30 protein-coding genes are annotated in these 25,761 nt (G+C 71.9%); 17 read left to right on the forward strand and 13 right to left on the reverse strand.

The window, feature by feature from the left end; translation table 11 throughout:
* Positions 1 to 18: 18 nt before the first annotated feature.
* The gene (locus KUG39_RS08580) at positions 19 to 528 is read left to right on the forward strand and encodes an HPP family protein (protein WP_353617640.1); all 510 of its coding nucleotides are present in this window, start codon (positions 19 to 21) and stop codon (positions 526 to 528) included.
* 62 nt (positions 529 to 590) lie between these two features.
* Complete coding sequence (locus tag KUG39_RS08585; RefSeq protein WP_094584493.1) at positions 591 to 956, forward strand: YraN family protein; 366 nt, start codon at positions 591 to 593, stop codon at positions 954 to 956.
* Between the two features lie 47 nt (positions 957 to 1,003).
* Here KUG39_RS08585 and KUG39_RS08590 read toward each other — a convergent pair whose 3' ends face one another.
* Positions 1,004 to 1,375 (reverse strand): hypothetical protein, encoded by a 372-nt coding sequence (locus tag KUG39_RS08590; RefSeq protein WP_216918287.1) that lies wholly within the window; start codon positions 1,373 to 1,375, stop codon positions 1,004 to 1,006.
* 25 nt (positions 1,376 to 1,400) lie between these two features.
* Here KUG39_RS08590 and rsmA point away from each other — a divergent pair, with 25 nt between their 5' ends.
* The 7 genes from rsmA (at position 1,401) to KUG39_RS08625 (ending at position 7,360) form a co-directional block, all read left to right on the forward strand.
* Positions 1,401 to 2,246, forward strand: a complete 846-nt coding sequence (gene rsmA, locus KUG39_RS08595; protein ID WP_216914514.1) for a 16S rRNA (adenine(1518)-N(6)/adenine(1519)-N(6))-dimethyltransferase RsmA — start codon at positions 1,401 to 1,403, stop codon at positions 2,244 to 2,246.
* 5 nt (positions 2,247 to 2,251) lie between these two features.
* Positions 2,252 to 3,202 carry a 4-(cytidine 5'-diphospho)-2-C-methyl-D-erythritol kinase gene (gene ispE, locus KUG39_RS08600; RefSeq protein WP_216914661.1) on the forward strand — a complete coding sequence of 317 codons (951 nt, stop codon included), beginning with the start codon at positions 2,252 to 2,254 and terminating at the stop codon, positions 3,200 to 3,202.
* The gene (locus tag KUG39_RS08605) at positions 3,199 to 3,501 is read left to right on the forward strand and encodes a DUF3082 domain-containing protein (RefSeq protein WP_094584495.1); all 303 of its coding nucleotides are present in this window, start codon (positions 3,199 to 3,201) and stop codon (positions 3,499 to 3,501) included. Before ispE ends, KUG39_RS08605 begins: the two co-directional genes overlap by 4 nt.
* A gap of 154 nt (positions 3,502 to 3,655) precedes the next feature.
* Positions 3,656 to 4,639 carry a pyruvate dehydrogenase complex E1 component subunit beta gene (locus KUG39_RS08610; RefSeq protein ID WP_094584496.1) on the forward strand — a complete coding sequence of 328 codons (984 nt, stop codon included), beginning with the start codon at positions 3,656 to 3,658 and terminating at the stop codon, positions 4,637 to 4,639.
* 1 nt (position 4,640) lies between these two features.
* Positions 4,641 to 6,167: a protein translocase subunit SecD gene (gene secD, locus KUG39_RS08615; RefSeq protein ID WP_216914516.1), complete on the forward strand. Its 1,527-nt coding sequence runs from the start codon at positions 4,641 to 4,643 to the stop codon at positions 6,165 to 6,167.
* 9 nt (positions 6,168 to 6,176) lie between these two features.
* Positions 6,177 to 7,136, forward strand: a complete 960-nt coding sequence (gene secF / locus KUG39_RS08620; protein WP_216914518.1) for a protein translocase subunit SecF — start codon at positions 6,177 to 6,179, stop codon at positions 7,134 to 7,136.
* Positions 7,133 to 7,360 (forward strand): hypothetical protein, encoded by a 228-nt coding sequence (locus KUG39_RS08625; protein WP_094584499.1) that lies wholly within the window; start codon positions 7,133 to 7,135, stop codon positions 7,358 to 7,360. Before secF ends, KUG39_RS08625 begins: the two co-directional genes overlap by 4 nt.
* 34 nt (positions 7,361 to 7,394) lie before the next feature.
* Here KUG39_RS08625 and KUG39_RS08630 read toward each other — a convergent pair whose 3' ends face one another.
* From KUG39_RS08630 to psb28, 3 genes are read right to left on the reverse strand one after another with little or no spacing between them, the layout of a single operon-like run.
* On the reverse strand, positions 7,395 to 8,402 hold the full coding sequence (locus KUG39_RS08630) for an AI-2E family transporter (protein ID WP_094584500.1): 1,008 nt from the start codon (positions 8,400 to 8,402) through the stop codon (positions 7,395 to 7,397).
* A complete protein-coding gene (locus KUG39_RS08635) occupies positions 8,399 to 9,472 on the reverse strand; it encodes an AI-2E family transporter (RefSeq protein ID WP_216914521.1) in 1,074 nt (357 codons plus the stop codon). Before KUG39_RS08635 ends, KUG39_RS08630 begins: the two co-directional genes overlap by 4 nt.
* Positions 9,469 to 9,843: a photosystem II reaction center protein Psb28 gene (psb28, locus tag KUG39_RS08640; RefSeq protein ID WP_094584502.1), complete on the reverse strand. Its 375-nt coding sequence runs from the start codon at positions 9,841 to 9,843 to the stop codon at positions 9,469 to 9,471. The genes KUG39_RS08635 and psb28 overlap by 4 nt, the downstream gene beginning before the upstream one ends.
* Before the next feature lie 147 nt (positions 9,844 to 9,990).
* Here psb28 and KUG39_RS08645 point away from each other — a divergent pair, with 147 nt between their 5' ends.
* Positions 9,991 to 10,737 (forward strand): GUN4 domain-containing protein, encoded by a 747-nt coding sequence (locus KUG39_RS08645; protein WP_216914663.1) that lies wholly within the window; start codon positions 9,991 to 9,993, stop codon positions 10,735 to 10,737.
* A 32-nt stretch (positions 10,738 to 10,769) separates the two neighbouring features.
* Positions 10,770 to 11,195 (forward strand): ATP-binding protein, encoded by a 426-nt coding sequence (locus KUG39_RS08650; protein ID WP_216914523.1) that lies wholly within the window; start codon positions 10,770 to 10,772, stop codon positions 11,193 to 11,195.
* On the opposite strand, the gene KUG39_RS08655 is transcribed toward KUG39_RS08650, so the two are convergent.
* Positions 11,161 to 11,496: a DUF6439 family protein gene (locus tag KUG39_RS08655; protein ID WP_353617364.1), complete on the reverse strand. Its 336-nt coding sequence runs from the start codon at positions 11,494 to 11,496 to the stop codon at positions 11,161 to 11,163. The genes KUG39_RS08650 and KUG39_RS08655 overlap by 35 nt on opposite strands.
* A 65-nt stretch (positions 11,497 to 11,561) precedes the next feature.
* Here KUG39_RS08655 and KUG39_RS08660 point away from each other — a divergent pair, with 65 nt between their 5' ends.
* Positions 11,562 to 11,831, forward strand: coding sequence for a hypothetical protein (locus tag KUG39_RS08660; RefSeq protein ID WP_143594024.1), 270 nt, complete (start codon positions 11,562 to 11,564; stop codon positions 11,829 to 11,831).
* Between the two features lies 1 nt (position 11,832).
* Here the strand turns inward: KUG39_RS08660 and KUG39_RS08665 are convergent, their stop codons facing one another.
* Complete coding sequence (locus KUG39_RS08665; protein ID WP_216914527.1) at positions 11,833 to 13,104, reverse strand: glutamine synthetase family protein; 1,272 nt, start codon at positions 13,102 to 13,104, stop codon at positions 11,833 to 11,835.
* 163 nt (positions 13,105 to 13,267) lie between these two features.
* On the opposite strand from KUG39_RS08665, the gene KUG39_RS08670 reads away from it, so the two are divergent.
* Positions 13,268 to 13,786 carry an allophycocyanin subunit beta gene (locus KUG39_RS08670; protein ID WP_190609337.1) on the forward strand — a complete coding sequence of 173 codons (519 nt, stop codon included), beginning with the start codon at positions 13,268 to 13,270 and terminating at the stop codon, positions 13,784 to 13,786.
* A 47-nt stretch (positions 13,787 to 13,833) separates the two neighbouring features.
* Positions 13,834 to 15,030 carry a pyridoxal-phosphate-dependent aminotransferase family protein gene (locus tag KUG39_RS08675; RefSeq protein WP_216914529.1) on the forward strand — a complete coding sequence of 399 codons (1,197 nt, stop codon included), beginning with the start codon at positions 13,834 to 13,836 and terminating at the stop codon, positions 15,028 to 15,030.
* A 1-nt stretch (position 15,031) separates the two neighbouring features.
* Here the strand turns inward: KUG39_RS08675 and KUG39_RS08680 are convergent, their stop codons facing one another.
* The gene (locus KUG39_RS08680) at positions 15,032 to 15,535 is read right to left on the reverse strand and encodes a nucleoside deaminase (RefSeq protein ID WP_216914531.1); all 504 of its coding nucleotides are present in this window, start codon (positions 15,533 to 15,535) and stop codon (positions 15,032 to 15,034) included.
* Positions 15,536 to 15,618: 83 nt separating this feature from the next.
* On the opposite strand from KUG39_RS08680, the gene KUG39_RS08685 reads away from it, so the two are divergent.
* The gene (locus KUG39_RS08685; protein WP_216914533.1) at positions 15,619 to 17,052 is read left to right on the forward strand and encodes a pyridoxal phosphate-dependent decarboxylase family protein; all 1,434 of its coding nucleotides are present in this window, start codon (positions 15,619 to 15,621) and stop codon (positions 17,050 to 17,052) included.
* Between the two features lie 116 nt (positions 17,053 to 17,168).
* On the opposite strand, the gene KUG39_RS08690 is transcribed toward KUG39_RS08685, so the two are convergent.
* The 4 genes from KUG39_RS08690 to KUG39_RS08705 are packed head-to-tail and all read right to left on the reverse strand — an operon-like array spanning position 17,169 to position 21,985.
* Positions 17,169 to 18,764 carry a YcjF family protein gene (locus tag KUG39_RS08690; RefSeq protein WP_216914535.1) on the reverse strand — a complete coding sequence of 532 codons (1,596 nt, stop codon included), beginning with the start codon at positions 18,762 to 18,764 and terminating at the stop codon, positions 17,169 to 17,171.
* Positions 18,761 to 20,947, reverse strand: coding sequence for a transglycosylase domain-containing protein (locus tag KUG39_RS08695; RefSeq protein WP_190609345.1), 2,187 nt, complete (start codon positions 20,945 to 20,947; stop codon positions 18,761 to 18,763). Before KUG39_RS08695 ends, KUG39_RS08690 begins: the two co-directional genes overlap by 4 nt.
* On the reverse strand, positions 20,928 to 21,404 hold the full coding sequence (lspA, locus tag KUG39_RS08700) for a signal peptidase II (RefSeq protein WP_216914537.1): 477 nt from the start codon (positions 21,402 to 21,404) through the stop codon (positions 20,928 to 20,930). The genes KUG39_RS08695 and lspA overlap by 20 nt, the downstream gene beginning before the upstream one ends.
* Positions 21,404 to 21,985 carry a biotin transporter BioY gene (locus KUG39_RS08705; RefSeq protein WP_233133811.1) on the reverse strand — a complete coding sequence of 194 codons (582 nt, stop codon included), beginning with the start codon at positions 21,983 to 21,985 and terminating at the stop codon, positions 21,404 to 21,406. Before KUG39_RS08705 ends, lspA begins: the two co-directional genes overlap by 1 nt.
* Before the next feature lie 105 nt (positions 21,986 to 22,090).
* Between KUG39_RS08705 and KUG39_RS08710 the strand changes: the two genes are divergently transcribed.
* Positions 22,091 to 22,375 (forward strand): NAD(P)H dehydrogenase assembly family protein, encoded by a 285-nt coding sequence (locus KUG39_RS08710; RefSeq protein WP_353617365.1) that lies wholly within the window; start codon positions 22,091 to 22,093, stop codon positions 22,373 to 22,375.
* On the opposite strand, the gene KUG39_RS08715 is transcribed toward KUG39_RS08710, so the two are convergent.
* Positions 22,335 to 23,690 (reverse strand): M16 family metallopeptidase, encoded by a 1,356-nt coding sequence (locus KUG39_RS08715; RefSeq protein ID WP_216914539.1) that lies wholly within the window; start codon positions 23,688 to 23,690, stop codon positions 22,335 to 22,337. The genes KUG39_RS08710 and KUG39_RS08715 overlap by 41 nt on opposite strands.
* Positions 23,687 to 24,961, reverse strand: a complete 1,275-nt coding sequence (locus KUG39_RS08720) for a M16 family metallopeptidase (protein ID WP_216914541.1) — start codon at positions 24,959 to 24,961, stop codon at positions 23,687 to 23,689. Before KUG39_RS08720 ends, KUG39_RS08715 begins: the two co-directional genes overlap by 4 nt.
* Before the next feature lie 42 nt (positions 24,962 to 25,003).
* Here KUG39_RS08720 and KUG39_RS08725 point away from each other — a divergent pair, with 42 nt between their 5' ends.
* Positions 25,004 to 25,756, forward strand: a complete 753-nt coding sequence (locus KUG39_RS08725; RefSeq protein WP_094584515.1) for a phycocyanobilin:ferredoxin oxidoreductase — start codon at positions 25,004 to 25,006, stop codon at positions 25,754 to 25,756.
* The last annotated feature ends 5 nt before the right edge of the window (positions 25,757 to 25,761 follow it).

The following is a 25,761-nucleotide window of genomic DNA, read 5'->3' on the forward strand; positions in this document are numbered from 1 at the left end:
TCTGCAATGGCCTGGCTGTTGCGCCTGATCCGGTCCCAGCGGCGCAAGGGCCGGGAGTATCAGCCGAGCTTCCTGCCCGCTCAGGTGCTGTTGTCCTGGTTCGGTGCGCTGCTGGCGATCACCCTTCTGGGGCTGATCAGCGTCACCAGTCACTATCCCCTGGTGGCCGCTCCCCTCGGAGCCTCCAGTGTCCTGCTGTTCGGTCATCCGGAAAGCCCCCTGGCCCAGCCCCGCAATCTGCTGCTGGGGAATGGGTCGGCGGCCATCGTGAGCGTGGCCTGTGTCGCCTGGTTCGGGACGGCTCCCTGGGTGATGGGCCTGGCGGTCGCCCTGGCCATCGCCGCCGGACAGGTGCTGCGCTGCCTCCATCCTCCCGCCGGCGCCGTCGCCCTGCTTGGGGTGCTCCTCCATGCCGGCCCTGGCTATGTGCTGATGCCTGTCCTGGCGGGCTCCGTGCTGCTCCTGCTGGTGGCCCTGGGCATGGCCTGGTTGGTCCCCGGCCGCTCCTATCCCCATCACTGGATCTGAGCTGCGTCATCGGTTCGCCAGGACCGCAACGGGGAACCCTGGGTCAGCCATCCCCACCGGCCATGCCCCCCAGCCCCGCCCAGCGACAGGGAGCCTGGGCGGAGCAGCGGGTGCTGCGGCTGCTGCGGCTGCGCGGCTGGCAGCTGCTGGAGCGCAACTGGCGCTGCCGCTGGGGCGAACTGGACCTGGTGCTCCACAAGCCGGGACGGCTGCTGCTGGTGGAGGTGAAGGGGCGCCGCAGCGGTGGCCTGGATGGCGGCGGGGCGGCGGCCCTGCGCTGGTCAAAGCGCCAGCGGCTGGCGCGGGCCTGGGACTGCTGGCTGGCGGCCCATCCGCGCTGGGAGCGGACGCCGGTGGAGCAGGTGGCGGCCCTGGTGCCGCTGCCGCCCTCCCGGGCGCCGGTGCGCTGGATCCGGCTGGGCGACTGAAGGGATCCTCCGCCGAGGTGCCCCCCAGGAGAGGGGGAGCGGGCGACTCAGGGCTGGCCGGTGGCCGGGGCGGAAGGGGCCGGCGTGGCCGCCGGGGTTGGGGTCGGGGCGGGCGTCATCGTGTAGTACACGGTGCAGCGGTAGCGGGTGTTGTCCAGGCCCACCTCCAGGTCCTCGCAGACGGTGCGGGTGACCGTGGCGCCCTTGGGCACCTGGCTCCTGGCCTGCTGGCGGGTCGCCTGACGGTCGAAGATCGATTCGGCGGTGACGCTGCCGGCCCGGGCAGGGACCGCCAGCAGGGCAAGGCCGCCGGCCAGCAGGGCGCCGCTCAGCCCGGCGGCGCTCAGTCGGAAACCACGTGCCATGGCAGGGAGGGCGAAACGCTGCTCCAGCTCTAGCCAGGCCTGACGGCGCTGCAATCTGGGGAGACCTGCCGGCGCTTCCATGACCTTCAGCGGCCACCGGGCCCGCAAGCGCTTCGGGCAGCACTGGCTCACCGATGGCCAGATCCTCGATCGCATCGTGGCGGCCGCCGACCTGCGGGGCGACGACCATGTTCTGGAGGTCGGCCCGGGCCGGGGCGCCCTGACCGAACGGCTGCTGGCGTCGCCGGCGGCCTCGCTGCTGGCGGTGGAACTGGACCGGGACCTGGTGGCGGGCCTGCGGCAGCGGTTCGGGGGCGACGGGCGCTTCACCCTGATCGAGGGGGACGTGCTGGAGCTGGCGCTGCCCTTCCCCGACCGTCCCTCGCCCACCAAGGTGGTCGCCAACATCCCGTACAACATCACCGGACCGCTGCTGGAGCTGCTGGTGGGGCGCCTGGGCCGGCCCGCCCCCTGCCGCTTCGAGCGCCTGGTGCTGCTGGTGCAGCAGGAGGTGGGCCAGCGGATCAGGGCCCGGCCGGGCAGCAGCGCCTTTTCGGCCCTCAGCGTGCGTCTGCAGCTGCTGGCCCGCTGCAGCAGCGTCTGCCCGGTGCCGGCCCGCTGCTTCTCCCCGCCGCCGAAGGTCACCTCGGAGGTGATCGTGATCGAGCCCGTCCCGCCGGAATCCCTGCCGCCGCTGGAGCAGGCCCTGGCGGTGGAGCGGCTGCTGACACGCTGCTTCGCCGGACGGCGCAAGATGCTGCGCACCACCCTGGCGGGACTGCTGCCGGCGTCGGCCCTGCTGGAGGTGGCCGCCGCCGCCGGCGTCGATCTGCAGCAGCGGCCCCAGGAGCTGGCGCCCGAGCGCTGGCTGGCGCTCGCCACCGGCTTGAATCGGGCATCGAGCGCCGATCCCGGCGGAGCGTGATCCCGATGGCAGATGTGACGGTGCGGGCCCCCGCCAAGATCAACCTGCACCTGGAGGTGCTGGGTCTGCGGCCGGACGGCTACCACGAGCTGGCGATGGTGATGCAGAGCATCGACCTGGCCGACACCCTGGTGCTGCGGTCCACCGCCGACGCCACGATCCGGCTGCGCAGCGACAGCGCTGAGCTGCCCAGTGACAGCACCAACCTGATCGTCAGGGCGGCCGAGCTGCTGCGCTCCCGGGTCGGCCTGCCGGAGCTGGGGGTGGACATCACGCTGCACAAGCGCATTCCCATCGGCGCCGGTCTGGCGGGGGGCTCGAGCGATGGGGCCGCTGCCCTGGTGGGCCTCGATGCCCTCTGGGGCCTGAGCCTGGGCTCGGCGCGGCTGCACGGGCTGGCGGCCGAGCTGGGATCCGACATGCCGTTCTGCCTGGAGGGCGGCACCCAGCTCTGCTTCGGCCGCGGTGAGCGGCTCGAGCCCGTGACGGCCGCCGGGGCGCCTGGCCAGGCCGTGCTGCTGATCAAGCATCCCGAGGCCAGCGTCTCCACCCCCTGGGCCTACGGCCGCTGCCGGGACCTGCGCGGCGATTTCTATCTCGACGCCGAGGAGGACTTTGAGCAGCGGCGCCAGGCCCTGCGCCAGGGTCCCCTGGTGGCGGCCCTGGCCGGCCGGGGCCCCCTGCCCCACCTGCGCAACGACCTGCAGGCGGTGGTGGAGCCGGAGGTGGAGAGCATCCGCGCCGGCCTCGACCTGCTGCGCCGTGGCCCGGGGGCCCTCGCCGTGGCGATGAGCGGCTCGGGGCCGAGTCTGTTCGCGCTCCACCCGGACCTGGCCACGGCCGAGGCGGCCCGCGATGCCCTGGCGGAGCCCCTGGCGGCGCTGGGCTTCGACGCCTGGTGCTGCCGCTGCGGCGGATCCGGTGTCAGCCTGGTGACGGATGGATCCGCGCCATGACCGACGAACGACCCGCCCCGCCGCCGCGCAAGGGACCCCTCAGCTTCCTGTCCGGCGCCCTCACCAGCGGCTTGCTGGCCTGGCTGAGCCTGGGGGTGAGCCAGCGGGTGGTGGGCTGGTACGTGACCCATCCGCCCCACTTCGACTCGGCCTTCGCCCAGAGCATCGCCACCGCCATGAAGACCCTGATGGTGGGCATGTGCTTCCTGGCCACCTTCACCTTCGCCTTCATCGGCCTGGGGCTGTTCCTGGTGTTCATCCGCAGCCTTTGGCCGGCCGAGGCCGAATCCCCTTCCTAAGCTGCCTCCCAGCCGCCCCTCCCCCCGATGACACCCCACGATCTGGGTCTGCTGGTGGTCCTGCTGCTGCCGGGCATGCTCCTGTCGGTCCTGCTGCTCAGCACCTTCGCCGCCGGCGGCTGAGATAGGTTGGCCGCGCACAGGCCCCTGCTCCGTGGCTGAAACTCTCCTGTTCAACGCCCTGCGCGAAGCCATCGACGAGGAGATGGCCCGCGACCCCCATGTGTGTGTCATGGGAGAGGACGTGGGCCATTACGGCGGCTCCTACAAGGTCACCAAGGACCTCTGCGAGAAGTACGGCGAACTGCGGGTGCTGGACACCCCCATCGCCGAGAACAGCTTCACCGGCATGGCCGTCGGTGCCGCCATGACCGGCCTGCGGCCGATCGTGGAGGGCATGAACATGGGCTTTCTGCTGCTCGCCTTCAACCAGATCTCCAACAACATGGGGATGCTGCGTTACACCAGCGGCGGCAACTACACGATCCCGGCGGTGGTGCGCGGACCCGGCGGCGTCGGCCGCCAGCTCGGTGCCGAGCACAGCCAGCGCCTTGAGGCCTACTTCCATGCCGTGCCCGGCATCAAGATCGTGGCGGTGAGCACCCCCACCAATGCCAAGGGCCTGATGAAGGCCGCCATCCGCGACAACAATCCGGTGCTCTTCTTCGAGCACGTTCTTCTCTACAACCTCAGCGAGGACATCCCCGAGGGCGATTACATCTGTGCCCTCGACCAGGCCGAGGTCGTCCGCGAAGGTAAGGACGTCACGATGCTCACCTACTCGCGCATGCGCCACCACTGCCTCAAGGCGGTGGAGCAGCTTGAGGCCGAGGGGGTCGACGTCGAGCTGATCGACCTGATCAGCCTCAAGCCCTTCGACATGGAGACCATCGCCCGCTCGATCCGCAAGACCCACAAGGTGGTGGTGGTGGAGGAGTGCATGAAGACCGGCGGCATCGGGGCCGAACTGATCGCCCTGATCACCGAGCACTGCTTCGACGACCTCGACGCCCGGCCGGTGCGCCTTTCCTCCCAGGACATCCCCACGCCCTACAACGGCAATCTGGAGAACCTCACCATCATTCAGCCCCACCAGATCGTTGCCGCGGCGCACGATCTGAAGGCGGGTCGTCGCTGAGATGGGACGTCAACAGGGCTGGTTCGCCCTCATCCTCGCCCTCACCATCGCCTCCGGGGCCCTGCTGGCCAACTACGGCCTGCAGCTGGGCCTCGATCTCCGCGGCGGCAGCCAGCTCACCCTCCAGGTGATGCCCGCCGGGGCCATCACCCGGGTGGACACCGAACAGCTCGAGGCCGTCAAGGACGTGCTGGAGCGCCGCATCAACGGCCTGGGTGTGGCCGAATCCACCCTCCAGGCCGTGGGCAGCGACCAGCTGGTGCTGCAGCTTCCGGGTGAGCAGGATCCCAGCCAGGCGGCCCGGGTGCTCGGCAGCACGGCCCTGCTGGAGTTCCGCGCCCAGAAGCCCGGCACCGAGCAGGAGATGCAAGGCCTGCTGGGCCTCAAGCGCCAGGCGGAGTCGGTGCTGCGCTCCAAGCGGCCCCCCTCCGCCCTCGATGACCCCACGGCTACACCGCCGCCGCCACCGTCCTCCCTGTCGCCGGAGGATCTGGCCAAGGCGCTCACGTCCCTCGGAATCAAGGTTCCCGCCGGCGCCAGTGAGGTCGACCAGCTGGAGCTGCTGCTCCGGGAGACCAATCGCCGCATCCTTGCCCTCTACGGGCCTGCCCTGATCACCGGCAAGGACCTCACCAGCGCCGGCCGCCAGCAGCAGGCCACCGGAACCGGCTGGGAGGTGACCCTGGGCTTCAACCGGGAAGGGGGCGAGAAGTTCGCCGCCCTCACCCAGTCGATCGCTGGCACCAACCGGTTGCTGGGCATCGTCCTGGATGGCCGCTCGATCAGCGAGGCCAGCGTCGGCGAGCAGTTCAAGGTGGCCGGCATCACCGGCGGCTCCGCTTCGATCACCGGCAATTTCAGCGCCGAGGAGGCCCGCGACCTGGAGGTCCAGCTGCGGGGGGGCTCCCTGCCCCTGCCGGTGAAGATCGTTGAAGTGCGCACCGTCGGCCCGTCCCTGGGGGCCGAGAACATCCGCTCCAGCCTGGTGGCCGGCCTCTCCGGCCTGGTCCTGGTGGCCATCTTCATGATGTCGGTCTATCGCCTGCCCGGGATCGTGGCGGTGGTGGCCCTGAGCCTCTACGCCCTGTTCAACCTGGCCATCTATGCCCTGATTCCCGTCACCCTCACCCTGCCGGGCATCGCCGGTTTCATCCTCTCGGTCGGCATGGCCGTGGACGCCAACGTGCTGATCTTCGAGCGCATCAAGGAGGAGCTGCGGGCCGGCAACACCCTGATCCGCTCCATCGACACTGGCTTCTCCCTGGCCCTGTCCTCGATCATCGACGGCCACGTCACCGGCCTGATCAGCTGTGCGGCCCTGTTCTTCCTGGGCACCGGCCTGGTCAAGGGTTTCGCCGTCACCCTGGCGATCGGCCTGGTGCTCAGCCTGTTCACCGCCCTCACCTGCACCCGCACCCTGCTGCGGCTGCTGATGAGCTACCCGGCCCTGCGGCGCCCCACCTACTTCCTCCCCGCCCGCCAGCTGCCGCCCGCCCGATCCGCTGCGGCCCAGCCGGGCCTGGCCTGAATGACCACCATGACCTCCGTCTCCCCCCCGTCCCCCCGCTTCCGCATCAGCCGCCACCGCCGTCTGGCCTGGGTGGGTTCGATCCTGGCCTGCGGCCTGAGCCTGCTGGGCCTGGCCCTCTGCTGGCTGAACCCGTCGATCGGCGCACCGCTGCGGCCCGGCCTTGATTTCACCGGCGGCACCCAGGTGCAGGTGGAGCGGGACTGTGCCCCCTGCAAGCCCGTCACCGCCGCCGAGGTGCGCCAGGGCCTGGCCGGCCTTGCCCTGCCCTCCCCAGAAGGTGAGGTGGCCCCCAGCCTCGGCAGCGCCTCGGTTCAGGTGCTCGACGGCGGCCGCTCCCTGATCCTTCGCCTGCCGGCCCTCGATGCCGACCAGAGCAAGGCGGTCATCGATGACCTCGCTAACCGGGTCGGCCCCCTGCTCTCCAGCGGCACCTCGGTCAACACGATCGGACCGACCCTCGGCTCGCGGCTCCTGCAGGGCAGCCTCGTCTCCCTGCTGGTGAGCTTCGCCGGCATCGCCGTCTACATCACCTTCAGCTACAGCGGCATCTTCGCCGGGCTGGCCCTGCTCTGCCTGGCCCACGACGTACTGATCACCTGCGGGTTGTTCGCCTGGCTGGGGCTGCTCCAGGGCATCGAGGTGGATTCCCTGTTCGCCGTTTCCCTGATCACCGTGGCTGGCTACTCCGTCACCGACACGGTGGTCGTCTACGACCGGATCCGCGAGCAGCGCCGTGTCCTCGGGGACCTTCCCCTGGTGGAGCAGGTGGATGTGGCCGTGGATGCCACCCTCACGCGCTCCCTCTACACCTCGTTCACCACCTTGCTGCCCCTGGTGGCCCTGATCTTCTTCGGCGGCAGCACCCTGTTCTGGTTTGCCGTGGCGCTCACGGTGGGCATTGCCGTCGGCAGCTGGTCGAGCATCGGCCTGGCGCCCACCCTGCTGCCGGTGTTCTCGAAGCGATGAGGGGCCCCGACCGCAGCGAGCCGATCCGGCGCGGCGGCTGGCCCCTGCTGCCGGTGGTGCTGCTGGTGCTGGCCCTGATCGACCTGCGGGTCGAGCTGATCCTGCTCTGGGACCACCTCACCCTGACCTCCCTCACCGCCGCCGTGCGCTCCCACCTCCTGGCCGTCACCGTGCTGGTGGCCCAGCCCTCCCTCTGGCACCACTACCGACGCGTCCGCGGCTGAGACGGCCAGCCCCGGCCCCCGGCCGTTCCCGCGATCAGGTCCGATCCCAGCGATCCATCACGTCACGGACGAGCACCTCCTCGCAGGCCACCTGAAGCACCACCACCAGGGGCAGGGCCAGCAGCAGTCCGGGAAGTCCCAGCAGGGCCCCCAGACTCAGCTGGGCCATCAGGGCCACCGTGGGCAGCAGGTTGACGGTGCGGCTCAGCAGCAGCGGGGTGAGCAGGAAGGCTTCGCCGTTCTGGAGCAGCAGCCGCAGCACCAGCACCTGGACCACCTTGGCCGGGGAGATCAGCAGGGCGACCGCCAGCGGCAGCAGCGTGGCGGCCGTGGGACCGATGGTGGGCACGAAGGTGAGCAGGCCGCAGACCAGGCCGCTGAGCAGGGCCAGCGGCACCTGCAGCAGGGCCAGGCCCGCCCAGGTGGTGACGAACACCACCGTGCCCGAGATGGTCATGCCCGCCAGCCAGCCCCCGAGGGCCTCGCGGCATTCCCCCAGCAGCTGTTGCATGCGAGGGCGGTAGAACCGCGGCGTGGCAGCGATCAGGAGCCGCTGGTGGCTGGCCGGATCGAGCGCCATCAGGATCGCCAGCAGCAGCATCAGCAGCAGCTGGATGGTGCTGTTGGCTGCACCCCCGGCCACCCCCAGCAGCTGGCCGCCCAGGGGCTGCAGCCGGTCCCAGAGCGTCCCCTCGGCCAGCTGCCGGTCGAGGTCGCGCAGCAGGGGGGTCTTGGGAACCACATCCCCGAGCCGATCCAGCAGTTCGGGGACCAGCTGGCTGAACTGGCGGACCTGGTCGATCAGTTCCGGCAGCAGCAGATTGGCGAGCACCCAGCCGATCACCAGCAGGACCAGCAGCACCAGCGACAGGGCCGCCCCCCGGTTCAGCGGCGTGAGTCTGCGCAGCAGGCTGGTGGGCACATCGAGGGCCACCGCCAGCACCACGGCGCCGAAGAGGATCAGCAGCACCCAGCGCAGTTCCCATAGCAGCAGGAACAGCGCCACCAGGGCCAGGGCCCCGAGCAGGGTGCGTGCCTTCATGTCTGCCGCCGTTCCCGCTTCCAGGGGTCGAGGATGTCATGGATCAGCACATCCCGCAGCAGCACCTGGAGGCACACCGCCAGGGGCAGGGCCAGCAGCAGGCCGAGGGGGCCGAACAGCAGGGTGAACACGAGCTGGGCCGTGAGGGTCAGGCCGGGCAGCAGCTGCAGCTGGTGGTGCATCACCGAGGGGGTGATGACGTAGCTCTCCAGGTTCTGAATGATCACGTAGGTCACCAGGACGGCCAGGGCCTTCCAGGGGGCATCCAGAAGGGCCACCGACATCGGAAAGACCGTGCTCAGGGTGGGTCCCACGTTGGGGATGATGTTGAGCAGGCCCGCCAGCAGGGCATTGGCCGCCACCAGCTTCACCCCCAGCAGGGACAGGCCGATGGCCGCCAGCAGGCCCACGCAGACGGAGCTGATCAGCACCCCCACCATCCAGCTGCTGAGCGCGGTGCCGCAGGCCACCAGCACCTGGCGCAGGCGCCGCCGGTAGAAGGACGGCGCCAGCAGCAGCAGGGCCTCCCGGTAGCCGGTGGGCTGGGCGGCCACCATCAGGGAGACGGCCACGACAAACAGCGTCTGGAGCAGGCCTGCTCCCAGGTTGCCGGCCACGCCCACCAGGCCGATGGCGCCGCCGCCCAGCCGGCCCAGCAGGTCGGGGGGCAGGGTGGCGGGAATCTGGAGGGTCGATTTCAGCCAGTCCAGGCTGCCGTCCCGGCGGCCATACACCATCTGGGACGCCCCCTCGAGGGCCTGGCGCAGCAGCTTGAGCAGCTCGGCCCAGGCCCGCGGCACCTGCTGCACCAGTTCGCGGAACTCGGCGATGAACGGCGGGATCACCACCGTGGCGACCACCAGCACCACCAGGCTGACCAGCAGCAGGGCCAGCAGCAGGGCGATGGGACGGGCGACGCCGATCCGCTCCCGGATGGCGCCCACCAGGGTGCACAGGGCCATGGCGAGGACCACGGCGGCGAACAGGAGGATCAGGGCGTCACGCAGGCTCCACAACAGAACGAGCGCCGCCAGCAGGGCGATCAGGCCCAGCCACTGGCCGAATTTCAAACGTCCTCCTGAGCCTCCTCGGCCGACTCATCGCCCTGGCCGGCAAAGCCCAGGCCATGGCCGTCGGCGTAACGCTGGGCGAAGCGCATGAAGCGCTCGAAGTCGGCGGTGCTCTTCCAGGTGTAGGTGGCTTCCAGGGCGCTGGCCTTGCCGTTGACGAAGCGGGCCTTCACCTCCCGGGTCACCATCTCGCCTTCCTCATCGAGCATGAACATGCCGGTGATGTCCCCCATCGACTGGGGGGCCAGGGCTTCGGGCTCCTCGAACACGAAGGTGGCCTGGCCGGTGCGGCCATCCCGTGAACGGGTCAGGCGGATGTCGGGCACGACCGTCTCGTCCACCCCGCGGAAGAACTGAATGGCGGCGGCCATGGCACTCGCTCAAAAGGTGACTTTAGGCAGAGCCCGTCACGGCTCTTTGCGGGGCTTCACGGCCGGACCCCCGGCACCAGGCCAGTGCCCATCGCTCCTGACATAGTGGGTCCCACCCTGCTGCCTTTCCGGCCGGTCGTCTCCCCCATGCTCTCCGGTCCTCCGGTTTCCAGCACCGTCGATGCCGATCAGCTGCTGGAGCGTTTCCTCACGGGCTCGGCCCGTCAGCGCCGCAGCCTGCTGGGCACCCTTGGACAGGCCGGGTCGGCCCTGCTGGATCGGATCCCGGACCGTCTCGACCTCCTCGATGCCACCGGAGACGACTGGGCCGCCGGCCACCTGATCCAGCTGCTGCTGGCCTCCGGTGACAGCGCCCGCCAGGAGGCCCTGCTGGCCCGCTATCCCCAGGGCTGGCTCGCCGTCACCAGCGTCGCCGGACTCGACTACGCGCCGCTGCAGTTGCACCTGATGCGGCAGGCGTTCGAGGAGGCCGACCGGCTCACCAGCGAGCACCTGCGCCAGCTGGCCGGCGAGGGGGCCGTGCGCCGCGGCTACGTCTATTACAGCGAGGTGGCTGGCATGCCCGCCACCGATCTCACCAGCCTCGACCGCCTCTGGACCTGCTACTCCCAGGGACGCTTCGGCTTCTCGGCCCAGGCCAGGCTGCTGCAGGCCTGCCAGGGGCAGTGGGAGCGCCTCTGGCCCCGTCTGGCCTGGAAGACCGACGGCACCTGGACCCGCTACCCAGGCTCCTTCCAGTGGTCGATCGAGGCCCCGGAGGGCCACATGCCCCTGATCAACCAGCTCCGGGGCGTGCGCCTGATGGATGCCCTTCTGCAACATCCCGCGATCCAGGCGCGCCTGGAGGAGGCAGCGGCAGGGCGCCCGCGTTAGGTTCCGGTCAGGCGAATGGGACTACCTGCTTCATGCAGCTCCGCTGGGCCGACTACATCACCCCCTCCACCCTGCAGCTGGCGCCGCTGGTGGAGTTGCTCCTTGAACCGATCGGCTGCGCTCTGCGCCAGGCGGAGCTTCAGCTCGGTCTCCAGGAGGCCCTGGTCAATGCGGTGCGGCACGGCAACGGCTGCGATCCGGGCAAGTGCCTGAGGGTCCGGCGGATCGTCACGCCGCGCTGGGTGATCTGGCAGGTGCAGGACGAGGGCCCCGGCCTGCCGGCCCACGCTCGCCACGCCTGCCTGCCCTGCCAGGAGGATGCCCCCTCCGGCCGGGGTCTGTTCCTCATCCATCACTGCTTCGACGACGTGCGCTGGAGCGGCCGGGGCAACCGCCTGCAGCTGGCGGCCCGTCGGGCGGCGGTCAGCGCCCGTGGGCAGGACAGCCCGGATCGCTGATCTCGGCCCGCAGCCAGGCCTGGGCGTTCTCCAGCAGGGCGATGGCGCGCAGGCGGCCGTCGGTGGCTGCACTGGCGCCGGGGTCATCGGCGGCGAGCAGCTGCACCAGCGCCGCCGCCACCTGTTCGGCGGCCCGCCGGGGCCGCTGACGCTTCAGGGCGTGCCACTCCCGATCGCCGATGCTGAGCTGGCGGTGCAGCTGCTCGGCCAGGGGCAGGGCGTCGGCAGGCCAGGAGCGGTGCGCCGGGACGGCGGCGCCGGCCGTGGAAGGCGATCCGGCTGGAGCGGCGGGGGCTTCCACTGGACGATCGGACCGAAGTGGATCCATCCTGTCGCTCCAGGCCACGCCCTGTCGATCGCGCCGCCATGAGACGTCCCCAGCGCCCCCGCCGCTCCCCGTCCCCCGGAGTGCTCCACCATCTGGCGGCGGTGCTGAGCCTGGCCGGTCGCTCCGGGGCGGTCGCCGCCAGCGGTGTCAGCCTGCGCCGCAGGCGCCAGCGGCTGGAGCTGGCCCAGCGGCTGCTGGATCCGCTCCCGGAGGCCCTGCTGCCACGCGGGCGCCAAAGCGACCGCTTCTGGACGGCCCTGCGCTGGGGGGGGCTCGGGCTGCTGCTGGCCTGGTTGCTCAGGCCCTGATTCAGGCGTCGGCTTCGCCGACGAACTCGAGCGGATGGGGTCGCTGCTCCAGGGCCTCCACCTCACGGCGCTTCAGGGCGGTCCAGTCATCGAGCAGCTCCCGGCCGAAGACATCGCCGGCCAGCAGGTAGTCGTGGTCGGCGGCCAGGGCCGCCATGGCGGAGCGCAGGTCGGTGGGCAAGGTGGCAGGCGATGGGGCGGGCTCCCGATCAGCAGGGGGGCCGGGATCGATCTGGTGACGCACCCCATCGAGGCCCGCCAGCAGCATGGCGCTGAAGGCCAGGTAGGGATTGGCGAGCCTGTCGCCCTGGCGCAGCACCAGCCGCCGCCGGCCGGGATCGCTTTCCGGCTCGGGAACGGCCACCACGGTGGCGGAGTCGTGGCGGGCATAGGCCAGGCGGGTCGGCGCCTGGGGCCCGCTCCCCAGCCGCCGGTAGCTGTTGGTGCCGGGGTTGGTGAAGGCGGCCAGGGATGGGCCATGGCGCAGCAGCCCCCCCAGGTACCAGCGGGCCGTCTGGGAGAGGTCGCCGTAGGTGCCTTCGCCGGCAAACAGGGGATGGCCCGCCTTCCAGAGGCTCTGGTGCACCGCCAGGCCGGCGCAGGCGCCCTCCAGGGTGGGCCTGGGCAGGAAGGTGGCGCTCCAGCCGTGGCGGCGGGCCACGTTCCGCACCACGTAGCGGCTCACCATCAGCGCGTCGGCGGCCCGCAGCGGATCGTCGCTGGCCAGCGTGAGGTGCTGGAGGGGACCGGCCGCCGGCTGGAGCGGCAGCCGGGCCCGGATCCCCAGGGCCGCCAGGGTCAGCGCCAGCTCGCTGTGCAGAGCCTCCGGCGGAGCGGCCCCGAGGGCGATGCGGTAACCGCAGCCGAGCTCGTCGGCCTGGGAGGTGAGCTCCTGGAACAGGAAGTAGCCCGACTCGGTGCCGAAGCGGGCGGCATCCGCCAGTCCGCAGCCCGCCAACAGGGCCAGGGCACGGGCCGCCAGGGTGCGCGGGCAGTGGCGGAGGCGCCCAGCGCCGTCGGGCGGCCCCTCGACCGCGGCGATCAGGCTCAGGCTCCGGGGGGCGAGGAAAGGGTCGATCCAGGCGGTGGCCGGGTCCGGATGGAGCACCAGGCCGTCGAGGGCCAGGCCGTGGTGGAAGGCTCCCTCCCCGAGAAGATGAGCATCCAGGCCGATCGACTGCCAGCGCCCCGCCAGGTCCGTCACCTTGAGGTCGAGGCGCTCGATGCCGTCGTCACCGAGGCGGCGCAGGACGTCCTGGGCGGAGGGGGCCATGGCGGGGGGCGGGTGGGAAGGCTGCCGCCACGATGGTGCCCCCCCGATCCGCCGGTGGCCGCGTAACCGTTTCTGTCAGATTCCCCAGAACCAGCCGCAGCACAGGAATCTGGCGGATTGCGAGTGCTACCTTCCGCTTCAGGTGCGTCGATCCGTTTCGTCCATGCGAGATGCCATCACCGGTCTGATCGGTCGCTACGACCAGCTGGGCCGCTATTTCGATCGCTCCGCGATCGATCGGATCGATTCCTATTTCGGTCAGGCGGAGTTGCGGCTGGCCGCGGTCGAGCTGATCAACCGGGAAGCCGCCACCATCGTGCGGGAGGCGGCCCAGCGCCTCTGGCTGGAGGACCCCGAACTCCTGCTCCCCGGCGGCAACGCCTACACCACCCGGCGTCTGGCGGCCTGCCTGCGGGACATGGATTACTTCCTGCGCTACGCCAGCTACGCCCTGGTGGCCGACGACTTCACGATCCTCGACGAGCGGGTGCTGAACGGTCTCGATGACACCTACAAGAGCCTGGGGGTTCCCACCGGTCCCACCGTCCGCAGCATCGCCCTGCTCGGTGAGGTGATCGCCGAGATGCTGGCCGATGCCGGCATGGTGGATACCGCCCTGGTGCGGGCGCCTTTTGAGCACCTCTGCCGCGGCCTCGGCTCCAGCAACGTCCGGGCCCGCTGAGGCGACCGTTCCCTAATCTCAGTTCACTACTGCCTCCCCGCCAGGTCTTGCCTTCTCTCCCAGTGCCTCCATCCGTCAGCAGCGCCCACCGGCTCGCCCTGGATCCCATCGCCACCCCCGAGCGTCTGCTGCTGGGTCCAGGACCGTCCAATGCCCACCCCACGGTGCTGCAGGCCCTGGCCCGGATGCCGATCGGCCACCTGGACCCCCTCTACATCGACCTGATGGGTGAGGTGCAGGAACTGCTCCGCTACGCCTGGCAGACCGACAACCGGCTCACCATTCCGATGAGCGGCACCGGCAGTGCCGCCATGGAGGCGACCCTGGCCAACACCATCGAACCCGGCGACAAGGTGCTGGTGGCGGTGATGGGCTATTTCGGCCAGCGCCTGGTCGACATGGCCGGCCGCTACCGGGCCGAGGTGGTCACGATCGAGCGGCCCTGGGGAGAGGCCTTCGATCTGGCCGAACTCGAAGCCGCCCTGGTCGCCCACAAGCCCGCCATCCTGGCGATGGTGCACGCCGAGACCTCCACCGGCGTCTGCCAGCCGATGGAGGGCATCGGCGACCTCTGCCGCCAGCACGACTGCCTGCTGCTGCTGGATACGGTCACCTCCCTGGGGGCCGTGCCGCTGCACATCGATGCCTGGAAGGTGGACCTGGCCTACAGCTGCAGCCAGAAGGGCCTCAGCTGCCCCCCCGGTCTGGGCCCCTTCACCATGGGCCCCCGGGCCGAGGCCAAGCTGGCCGCCCGTTCCGGCAAGGTGCCCAACTGGTACCTCGATGTCTCCCTGCTCAACAAGTACTGGGGCAGCGACCGGGTGTACCACCACACCGCCCCGGTCAACATGAACTTCGGCATGCGCGAAGCCCTGCGGCTTCTGGCCGAAGAAGGGCTGGAAGCCGCCTGGGCGCGCCACCGCAGCAATGCCGAGCGCCTCTGGGCCGGCCTGGAGCGGCTGGGGCTTGAGCTGCATGTCAGCGAGCCCCTGCGCCTGGCCACCCTCACCACCGTCCGCATCCCCGAGGGTGTCGACGGCAAGGCCTTCAGCCGCCACCTGCTCGACCGCTTCGGCATCGAGGTGGGCGGCGGGCTCGGGGATCTGGCCGGCAAGGTGTGGCGCATCGGCCTGATGGGCTACAACAGCACCCCGGAGAACGTCGATCGCCTGCTCGCCATCTTCGAGAGCGAACTGCCCGCCTTCCGGCCGTCGCCCGCGGCCGTCGCGGCCGCCATCGCCTGAGTCAGGCCTGGCCCTCTCCCCCGGCCCGGTGCTCCTGATGGGCCCGGCGCCGCTGCCGGAACCAGGTCTCCAGCTGTTCCCCGGCCCGCTCCCCCAGCACGCCCCCCCGCACCACCATGTGGTGGTGAGCGCTGGGGTGGCGTGACAGATCCAGGCTGCCGCCCAGGCCGCCCCGCTTCGGATCGGCCGCCCCGTAGATCACCGTGCCCACCCGCGCCTGAATCAGGGCGCCGGCGCACATCGGACAGGGCTCGAGGGTCACCAGCAGGGTGCAGCCGTTGAAGCGCCAATCGCCCCGGGCCGCCGCCGCCCGGCGCAGGGCCAGCAGCTCGGCGTGCCCCAGGGGGTCCGCCCGCCGGTGGCGCCGGTTGCTGCCCCAGCCCACACAGCGGCCGGCCTCATCCAGCAGGGCCGCCGCCACCGGGATCTCCCCGCCGGCCCCGACCGCGTCGGCGAGGCGCAGGAGCCGGTCCATCCAGAGCTGGCTGGCGGCGTCATTCAGCATGGACGCGTCATGCAGCATGGACTTCTTCTAGCCATGCCTCCGGAGGGGCAAGCGGCAGAATGCCGAAGCCCCCACCGTCGCCGTTGGCCAGCGTCCCCCCCGCCCAGCGGCCAGCGCCGCCCCCCAGGGAGCGCGGCTCCTTCGTCGATCCGTTCGCGGCGGATCCGGCCCTCGAAGCTTTTCTGCACCAGGCGTCGACCCTGCTGTGCCGCTGGCTGGGCCAGGCCGGCCACGGCACCCCCCTGCCCGGGCTGAGCGTGCTGCCGGCGGTGGAGCCGGAGGCCGAAGGCCTGCGCAGCGACCGGCTGCTGGCCGATCTCCAGCTGGTGATGGAGGGGGCCTACAACCCCAACCATCCCGGCGCCCTGGCCCACCTCGACCCGCCGCCCCTGTCGGCCTCGATCGTGGCCGATCTGGTCTGCGCCGGGCTGAACAACAACCTGCTGGCCGAGGAGCTCTCCCCCAGCCTGAGCCGCCTGGAGCGGGCCTTGTGCGCCTGGATGGCGGGGCGTTTCGGCCTGCCCGAGGGTTCCGGCGGGGTGGCCGCCAGCGGCGGCAGCCTCAGCAACCTGATGGCCCTGGTCACCGCCCGCCACCAGCGGGGCCTGGCGACCCGGGGCGACGCGGTGGTGCTGTGCAGCGAGGAGGCCCACGTCTCGCTGATCAAGGCCGTGGCCGTGATGGGCCTGCCGGCCGACGCCCTGGTGCGGCTGCCGGTGACCGCTGCCGGCGGCCTGGACCCCCTGGCCCTCGAGGAGAGGCTGGCCCGGCTCGATCGGGCCGGCATCCCCGTGATCGCCGTGGTGGCGACCTCCGGCACCACCGTGCGGGGCGCCCTCGATCCCCTGGAGCCCATCGCCGCCCTCTGCCGTCGCTACGGCCACTGGCTGCACGTGGATGGGGCCATCGGGGCGATCTTCGCCTTCAGCGAGCGACTCCGGCCCCTGCTGGGCGGCCTGGGGCTGGCCGATTCGATCACGGTCAACCCCCAGAAGCTGCTCGGCATCACCAAGACCTCCTCCCTGCTGCTGCTGGCCGACCCCCGCCACCTGCAGCGGGCCTTCGGCACCGGCCTGCCCTACATGGAGCCCAGCTGGGGCGGCGGCCACCAGGGGGAGGCGGGCCTGCAGGGCACCCGGCCGGGGGAGATCCTCAAGCTCTGGCTGGGACTGCGCCAGCTCGGCCTCGACGGCATGGCCGCCCTGATCGAGGCGGCCGTCCAGCGCCGCAGCGAGCTGGAGCGACGGCTGCGGGCGATCGGTGGCCTGACCCTCTGCAGCGGTCCCCTGCACCTGCTTGCCTTCCGCCCCGAGGGCTCAGGCGCCGCCGGCGCCGAACGCTGGAGTGCGGCCACCCGGGCGGCCCTGCTGGGGGAGCAGCTGATGCTGTCGCGGCCCGTCTACCGGGGGCTCCACCACCTCAAGGCGGTGCTGGGCAACCCCCACACGGGCAGCGAGCACCTGGAGCGCCTGGCCCTGGTGGTGCAGCGGAGCCTGGCGGAGGCGGCCGATGGCTGAACCGAAGCCGGAGCCGGTGGCGCCCCAGCGCCCCGCGAACGACCGCCGTGGCCGCTGGGTGGCGATCCTCACCGGCGCCCTCTCGATCCTGATCGGGGTGGCCTACCTGGTGCTGATCACCGTCCTGGATTCCCGCGGTCCCCTTCAGCCCCCGCCCCCCGAGGCCCTGGGCGTGGCGGCAGCCGCCGCGCCTGCCGCTGCTGCAGCGGTTCCACCACCCGGCTGAGGGCCGTCTCCAGGAAGCGGCGCAGCATCCCCTCGCGCTGGTTGAGGTCGTACTCGCGCTGCAGCACCTCCTGCAGCCCGCCATCCCCCCAGTCCTGGTTCTGGCGGAAGTAGGTGATGAAGCTGCGGCCCGCCACCCGGGTGAGCCAGGCGGCGCTGACGGCCTGCACCGCCCGGCTGACCACCAGGGCGGGAAGGCTGAGGCTCAGGGCCGAGGTGATCAGACCCACCCCCCCCTTGATCAGGCCGAGGCCCGCCAGGGTGCGGCCCACAGAGAGGGCCAGGTCCTGGGCGTTCTCGCGGCTGAGGCTGACGCCGTAGACGCGGCCGATCTCCACCACCATCTGGGCGTTCACCGCGGCGGTGGCCAGCAGGTCGATGCCCGGCAGCGGCGTCACCATCACCACCCCGGCGCCGATCCACATGTACCGGTCGACGATCGTGCCGGCATCGCTGCGGCGTTGGCGGTCGAGCAGATCCTGGCTGGCCTGGCTGAGGCGACGGCACTGCAGCAGCAGGTTGTCGGCGATCAGCTCCTCCCCGTCGGCATGGAGGACGGCGGCGATGCGGCGCAGCAGGGCCTCCACCTCCGGCTCAGGCTGCAGCGGCCGGCCGCCCGGCATCGGCACGCTCTGGGGGGCGGCGCTGGCGGGGATCACATCCTCCGGGCCGAGGCGGGCGGCGCAGCGCTGCCGCAGCAGTGCCAGCAGCCGACGCTCCTCCTCTTCGCCGCGCAGGTCGCATTTGTTGAGCACCAGCAGCAGCCGCTTGCCGAGGCCCGCCAGGGCTTCGAACACCTCCAGCTCGCTGGCCCGCAGGTCCCCGTCCAGCACCAGCAGCAGCAGGTCGGCCCGGGCGGCCAGTTCCCGGGCCACGCGCTCCCGCTCGCGGCCCTCGCGCCCCGCTTCGAGAATCCCCGGGGTGTCCTCCAGGATCACGGCCCGGGGCAGATCCTTCAGCCGCAGCCGGTAGCGGGTGGCGGCCGTGGTCGAGCCCATCGGCGCCCCCACCTCCCCCACCAGCTCCTGCAGCAGGGCGCGGATCAGGGAGGTCTTGCCGGTCGAGCCGGTGCCGAAGACAACGATCACCAGGTCGCCCCGCTCCAGCTCCGCCTCCATCCGCTGCCGTTCCTGACGCAGGGCCTCCCGCTCCACCGCGTCGCGCACCTGGGCCAGGGTGCGGTCGATGGAGCCCAGGTTCCGCTGGGCCGCCTCCCGGCGGCTGGAGGGCACCGCCGCGGGGGCGGATTTCCCGGGGCCCATTGTGCCGCCCTGCCGCAGCCGGCGCAGCCAGGGCCAGCCCACCTGGGCCAGGGCCACCACCAGGGCCGCCAGCATGATCAGCATCAGCGGCCCCACCATCCAGTAGGGCAGCCAGGTGCTCAGGGTCCATTGCAGCTGCTGGATCGCCTGAAGCACCATGCCCAGCACCACCAGCGCCAGCAGACCCAGAAAGACCCAGATCCAGAGCCGCTGCGGCAGCTTCACGGTCCCGGCGGTGCGGAGCGCACGATCTCGCCGAACAGGGAGGCGGCCAGGGAGCTGCTGGCGGCGGTGGGGCTGTTGTCATCGTTGCCCAGCCAGATGCCGATCACCCACTGGCGTCTGGGGGCATAGCCCACGAACAGCAGGTCCCGGCCCTCGTTGGTGGTGCCGGTCTTGCCCCAGCTGCCGGCGCCCACATAGGCGGCGCTGCCGGTGCCGCCGCTGACCACCGCCTCCAGCAGCGTCCGCATCGCCTTGGCGGTGGCGGGACTCATCACCCGCCTCCCGGGGTTGCTGATGGTCCTGGAGCTGCCGGCGGAGGCCCGGCAATCGGCCCCGCCCCGTTCCCCCGGCGCCTGGGAGGCGCCGCAGGCCTCGGCATCGGTGAGCCGCCGGATCGTGGTCGGGGCACGCCAGAGCCCGTCGGCGGCGACGGCCGCATAGGCCGCCGTGAGCTCCAGCAGGGTCACCTCGCTCTGGCCCAGGGCCAGGCCCGGCACCGGGGCCAGGGGGCTGGTGAACCCCAGGTCCCGGCCCTTGCCCACCACGGCGTCGAGGCCATCCCGGCGGGCCAGCCGCAGGGCGGCGGTGTTGCTGCTGATCGCCATGGCCTGGCGCAGGCTGAGGCTGCCGCCGCAGCCGCTGCTGAAGTGCTGGCCGCCCCAGTCCAGCGGTCCGCAGCCGATCCGGTCCCCGGGCCGGGCGCCCCGCTCCAGGGCGACGACGTAGGGCACCAGCTTGAAGGTGCTGCCGGGCTGGCGCAGGGCCATCGAGGCGCGGTTGAACTGGCTCTGCAGATAATCCCGGCCGCCGGCGATGGCGCGGATGCCTCCGGTGCGGCTGTCGAGAATCACCACCGCCCCCTGGCTCACCCCCAGGGATCGGCTGGCGTCGATGCGCTGGCGCAGCAGCAGCTCGACCCGCTCCTGCAGCAGCGGATCGAGGTGGGTGTCGATCAGGAAATTGCCCTCGGCGGCCACCGCTTTGCCCACCTGGTTCTCCAGGTCGCGGCGCACCTGGTCGGTGTAGAAGGGCGCCCCGCGCTGCTGGGCGGAGCGGCAGGCATCCGCGGCCAGGCGGATCGGCTGGCGCCGGGCCCGCCGGGCCTGGTCGGCGGAGATGCGGTTGGTGGCCGCCATCTTGTCGAGCACCTGGTTGCGGGAGGCGAGGGCCGCCGCGGGATCGACGCAGGGGTCGTAGCCGTTCGGGGAGGGGAGCAGGCCCACCAGCAGGGCGGCCTCCTCGAGCTTCAGCGCCGAGGCCGGACGGTTGAAGAAGCGCCGGGAGGCGTCCTCGAACCCCCAGACGGCCCCCAGATAGACCCGGTTGAGGTAGCTGAGCAGCAGCTCCTCCTTGCTGAAGCGGGCCTCCAGCTGCAGGGCCACCAGCAGCTCCCGCCACTTGCGCCCCAGGGTCTCGCCCTGCCCCACCTGCTCCGGGTACAGGCTGCGGGCGATCTGCTGGGTGAGGGTGCTGCCGCCTTCGAGCACCCGGCCCCCCAGCAGGTTGGTGACCAGGGCCCGGGCGGTGCCGATCGGGTCCACGCCGGGGTGCCACCAGAAGCGGTTGTCCTCGCTGGCCAGCAGGGCATCGATCAGCACCGGGGGGTAGGCGCCGAGCTCGGCAAGCTCGCGGCGCTTGCGATCGGCCACGGAGGCCACCGGTCGATCCTGGCGGTCGTAGAGGAGCAGGGGGCCCCGCACCGTCGCCAGGCTGCCGCGGGTGGGCACCTGGAGCAGGGACAGGGCCAGCAGCAGGCTGCCGCCGCCGGCCACGACCGCCGCGGCCCGCGCCCCCCAGCGGCCGATCCGGTCGAGGCGGGTGCTGCCGTCGCGCTCGAACAGGAGCGTGGGCAGATCCGCCTGATCGGCGGGCCCGAAGCGCACCCGGTCCCCCTCGCGCAGCACCAGCTCCCGCACCCTCCGGCCCCGCCACCACAGCCCGTTGGTGGAGCCGGCATCGCTCAGCAGCCAATGCCCGCCGTGGTTCTCCAGCAGGGCGTGGTGGCGGCTGACCGCCGTGTGGTCGATGACGATGGCGTTGTCGGCGGCGCGGCCGATCCGGTAGAGGCTGCCGTGCAGGGGCTGCTCCAGATCCGGCAGGCCCGGCCGCTGCACCGTGAGCCGGGGGCCGGGAGCCCGGGGCCGCAGCCGCTGCTCCAGCCCTTCAAGGATGGCGGTCGGCATGGGGTCGCAGCAGGTCGATGAGGAAGCAGGCCACGGCCAGGTTGATGGCGACGTCGGCGAGGTTGAAGATCGGGAAATGGATCGGGACGAACTCCAGGAAGTCCACCACGGCCCCATGGCGCCAGCGGTCGATGCCGTTGCCGACGGCGCCCCCGAGCAGCAGTCCCAGGGCCAGCACGTTCCAGAGGCCGGCGGGAGGACGCCACAGGATCCAGAACAGCAGGCCGAGGCTCACCAGGGCGCTCACCAGGCCCAGCTGGTTCGGCACCCCGGCGAAGAGGCTGAAGGCCGCCCCGGTGTTGCTGACGCGCTGCAGCTGCAGCAGGCCGGGCAGCAGGGGCTCAATGCTGCCGCTGGCCAGGTTCTCGACGGCCCAGCGCTTGCTGAGCTGATCCAGCCCCACGGCGACGGCAGCCAGCAACAGGGGGTTCAGCCGCTGGCGCAGTGTTCGTGTCATCACGAGGGCACCAGCAGCAGACGGCGCAGCAGCCAGGCCAGGACACCGGCGGCGCAGCAGAGCAGCAGCTGGGGCAGCAGGGCCAGGCTGTAGCCAACCACCAGGGTGAGGGTGTCGCCGCCCCAGCGGCCGGCCAGGCTGCCCAGGAGGAGGTTGGCGAGGCCGCAGAGATGCAGCACCACCAGGCCGATGGCGGCGGCGCCGGCGAGGGTCAGGGGATCGTCCATGCCCGGCTGGCGCGCCAGCTTGCCGGTGATCCAGGCGGCCGGCAGGAAGCCCGCCAGGTAGCCGAAGCCCGGATCGAGCAGGTAGCCGACGCCGCCCCCTTCATGGAACACCGGCAGCTGGAACAGACCGACACTGAGATAGGCCACAGCCGCCAGCGTGGCACTGCGGGGACCGCAGACCAGGGCCGTCAGGAGCAGGGCCGGCACCTGCAGGGTGATGCCGAGCGGACGCACGGCCCAGCCCGCCGCCTCGTGGACCGGGAAGGCGGCCGGCACCAGACCGCCGACGAGTATCAGGAGAAGGCCGGCGATCGCTCCGCTCCAGGTGGCAAGGGCCCGCAATGAACCGTCCATGGCTGGCGCCCATCCTGCTGCAGCTAGGTTCGGCTGAGAAGGGCCCCCAGCCCGCCCGCCGGGCACCCGTACCGCCGGAGCCCCCTACCGCCGGACCCCGTACCGATGCCGGATTCAACCCCCACCGACCCGCCCACCGCCGAGGAGATGGCGCCGACGGTTCCGCCGGTGGAGATCCACCTGGGGGATGCGGTGCGGCTGCGCCAGCCGCTGCGCTACCTCAAGACCGCCGACCCGATGCCGATGCTGCGCCCGCCGGACCTGGTGGATCCGGGGGAGGTGGGCCGCGTGGTGGAGATCCGGGCCCTGGATCTGCGGGCCATCCGCTTCCGCCGCGGCACCTTCCTGATCAACGCGACGGATCTGGAGCCCGCCCCGGCCGACGGCTGAGGCCGTGGTTCTGCCAGGCCAGCTGCGCCTGCGCCAGGGCCGGGCCCGGGCCCACCAGGCTCAGGGACGGGGAGGCGAGCCAGCGGCAGGCAGCCGAGCGCAGATCCTCGGCGCCGAGGCCAGGGGCCCGCTCCAGCACCCGGCGCACATGGTCGGCGGGCAGGCCCTGGCTGAGCACCAGCGCCAGGCGCTCGGCGATCTGGGAGCAGGTCTGGCGCCCCATGGCGTCCTGCCCCTGGAACTTGGCCAGGGCCAGCAGCCGTGAGCCCTCGTCCAGCGGCTCCTCCAGGAGCCGCTGCCACTCGTCCAGCAGGCAGGTGGTGGCTTCCGCCACCCGCTCGGCCGAGGTGGACAGGTGCATGACGAACGGTGCGCCGCCGGCATGGGCCGGCAGGTGCACACCGACGTCGTAGGCCAGACCACGCTCCTCCCGCATCGTGATGAACAGGCGGCTGGACATGCCGAGGCCCAGGTGCGCCTGCAGCAACCGCAGGGCCAGGGCGTCGGGGTGGGCCAGGGGAACGGTGGCGGCCCCCAGCATCAGCACCACCTGTTCGGTGTCCTGCACCTGCTGGCCCAGGGGCCCCGTGGCCGGCGGCGGACCGGCGAAGGGCTGGGTCACCGGGGCGTGGGTGTTCCAGGGGGACGCCGCCAGTTCCCGTTCCAGCACCTCCCCCAGGGCGGCGGGGGCGTCGCCGCAGAGCACCAGGACGGCGCCGTCGCTGCCGAGCCGTTCCACCAGGGGGCGCAGATCGTCCGGCCCGAGGCCGGCCAGTTCCGCTTCGATCCCGAGGGGGTCATGGCCGTAGGGCCCGTCGCCGTAGAGCAACCGGCGCAGCTGGTCGTGGGCCAGCTGGAAGGGGTCCTCCTTCTGGCGCTGCAGCATCTGCAGGTTGAGCTGGCGCTCGATCGCCACCTGGTCGGCCTCCAGCCGGGGCCGCCGGGCCATCGCCAGCAGCAGGGGCACCAGGGTGGTGGCGTCGTCGGCGGCGCACTTCAGGGCCAGCACCAGGCCATCCTCGTGGGCCTCCACCCGCAGGGCGGCACCGGCCCCCTCGACACAGTCGGCGAGGGCCTCGGCATCGAGGTCCCCGCAGCCCCGAGTCATGGTGCCGGCCAGCAGCTGGTGGGCGCCGCGGGCACCGGCGGGGTCGCGGCCGCTGCCGCCGGGGATGGCGAGGCGGGCCGCCAGGATCGCCGGCCCGGGCCGGTGCAGGATCCGCAGGGGCAGGCCGCCCTCCAGGACGCGGCTGTCTTCGCTGCCGGACGGGTGGCTGCCGGGGGATTGGCTGCCGGGGGGTGGCGCGATGCTCATGCCGGCACCGCCTCGAGCACGCAGGCCCGGGCCGGATCCAGCAGGGGCAGCGTCTGCTCCTTGAGCCGCTGGGGCGACCAGCGCTCCAGCAGTTCCAGGGGATGGCCGAGGGGCTGGGGCCGGCCCCAGAGGCGGCTGCTGCCGATCAGGGAGGCCACGCCGCCGGGGGATTCCAGGGAGAAGCGGTAGCCGTTGGCGACGAGGCGCCGGGCCCGTCCCCACTCCTGTTCATCCAGGGAGTCCTGGCGGAGCTCCTGCCACACCTGGTCGATGGCCTGCCGCACCTCGCCCAGCTCCTCGGGATCGCAGACGGCCTCCAGCAGGGCGATGCTGCCGCCCTCCATGGCGTGCAGGTCCAGATCGATGCTCTCCACGATCTGCAGCTGCTCCCGCAGCCGCTCCACCAGACGGCTGCGGCGTCCTTCCGCCAGCACGGTGGTGCCCAGGTCGGCCCCGGCCATGGCCTCCAGATCGGCGGCGGGCGGCAGCCACCACAGCATCAGCAGGCGGGCGGCCTCGAGCCGCGGCACCGCCAGCCGGTGCACCCCCGGGGTGACGCTCAGCTCCGCTGGAACCATCGGCGCGCCGCTGGCCGCCAGGGCCGCGAGGGGGCCGCTGGCGGCCCGATCCATCAGGGCGCCATCGCCGACGGCACCGGCGAGGGACAGGACGCAGCGGCCGGCGGCGTACTGGCGGTTGTGGAAGGCCGCCATGGCGGCCGGGTCATGGTCGAGCAGGGCCTGGCGCCGCCCCAGGATCGGCAGACCGTAGGGGTGGTCGGGACAGGCCAGGGACAGCAGCCGCTGCAGGGCCACCTCCTCGGGCTGGTCCTCACTCTGGGCCAGCTCCTCCAGCACCACCTGCCGCTCCATGGCGAAGCTGTCGGGGTCGAGCCGGGGCTGCAGCACCAGATCCATCAGCAGATCAAGGGCCTCGGCCGCCCCCTCCGGGGGCATCAGGGCGTGGAAGTGGACGTCGTCGAAGCCGGTGGCGGCATTGCTGCTGCCCCCCAGGGCCTCGATGCGGCGATCGAACTCCCCGGCCGCAAGCCCGTCACTGCCCTTGAACACCATGTGCTCGAGGAAGTGGGCCAGGCCGCTCTCCGCGGGCGTCTCGAAGGCGCTGCCGGCCCGGCACCAGAAATCGAGGCAGACCAGGGGGGCGTCCTCCAGGTCGAGCTGCACCAGTTCGACCCCGTTGGCGAGGGTGTGGCTGACGGGGACGGCCAGACCGGGCAGCAAGGACCCGCAACAACCCAGGGAATCGCTCACGGATGCATGGCAGGATCCGCATTCTGCTGTGACGACGTGTCCATGGGTGAGGTCGCACCGGCCGTTGACGGTGGCATCCATCCCCTGGTGGATTCCCTGGCGGAGCGGATCCGGCTCTGTCGCCATGCTCTGCCGGATCTGGCCCCCCTGGCCATCGACCCGGAACTGGAGGCGATCAGCGGCAGCCTGGACGGGGATGCCCTGTTCATCCGCAACGAGGTGCACCGCTGCCGCGGGCTGCGCAAGCTGCACCTGGAGACGGCGCGCCTCGGGGCCGGGCTGCAGATCCTCCACTGCGTCTTCTTCCCCGATCCCCGCCACGACCTGCCGGTCTTCGGCGCCGACATCGTCGCCGGCAAGGCCGGGGTCAGCGCCGCCATCGTCGATCTCTCCCCCGTTGGGGAGACCCTGCCGGAATCCATCGCGGAGGCCCTGGCCGGCCGGGAGCGGCCCGCCTTCGCCCAGGTGCGCGATCTGCCCCCCTGGGGATCGATCTTCTCCCCCCACGTGCTCTTCGTGCGGCCGGAGTCGGAGGCGGAGGAAAAGGGGTTCGTCGAGGAGGTGGCGACGTTCCTCGGCGTGCTGGCCACAGCGGCGGCGGCGAGCCCTTCCCAAGCCCATGACGATCCGGCTACGGTTGCGCGATGGCGCGGGCAGCTGAGGTATTGCAAGCAACAGAAACAAAACGACAAGACCCGGAGGGTGCTGGAGAAGGCGTTCAACCCCCAGTGGGCGGACCGCTACATCGAGGACCTGCTCTTCGACGACCCACCGGTCCCTGGCGCAACGGCCTGATCGTC

Origin of the sequence: Synechococcus sp. CCAP 1479/10, assembly GCF_019038515.1 — a bacterium.
Lineage (GTDB): Bacteria > Cyanobacteriota > Cyanobacteriia > PCC-6307 > Cyanobiaceae > Cyanobium.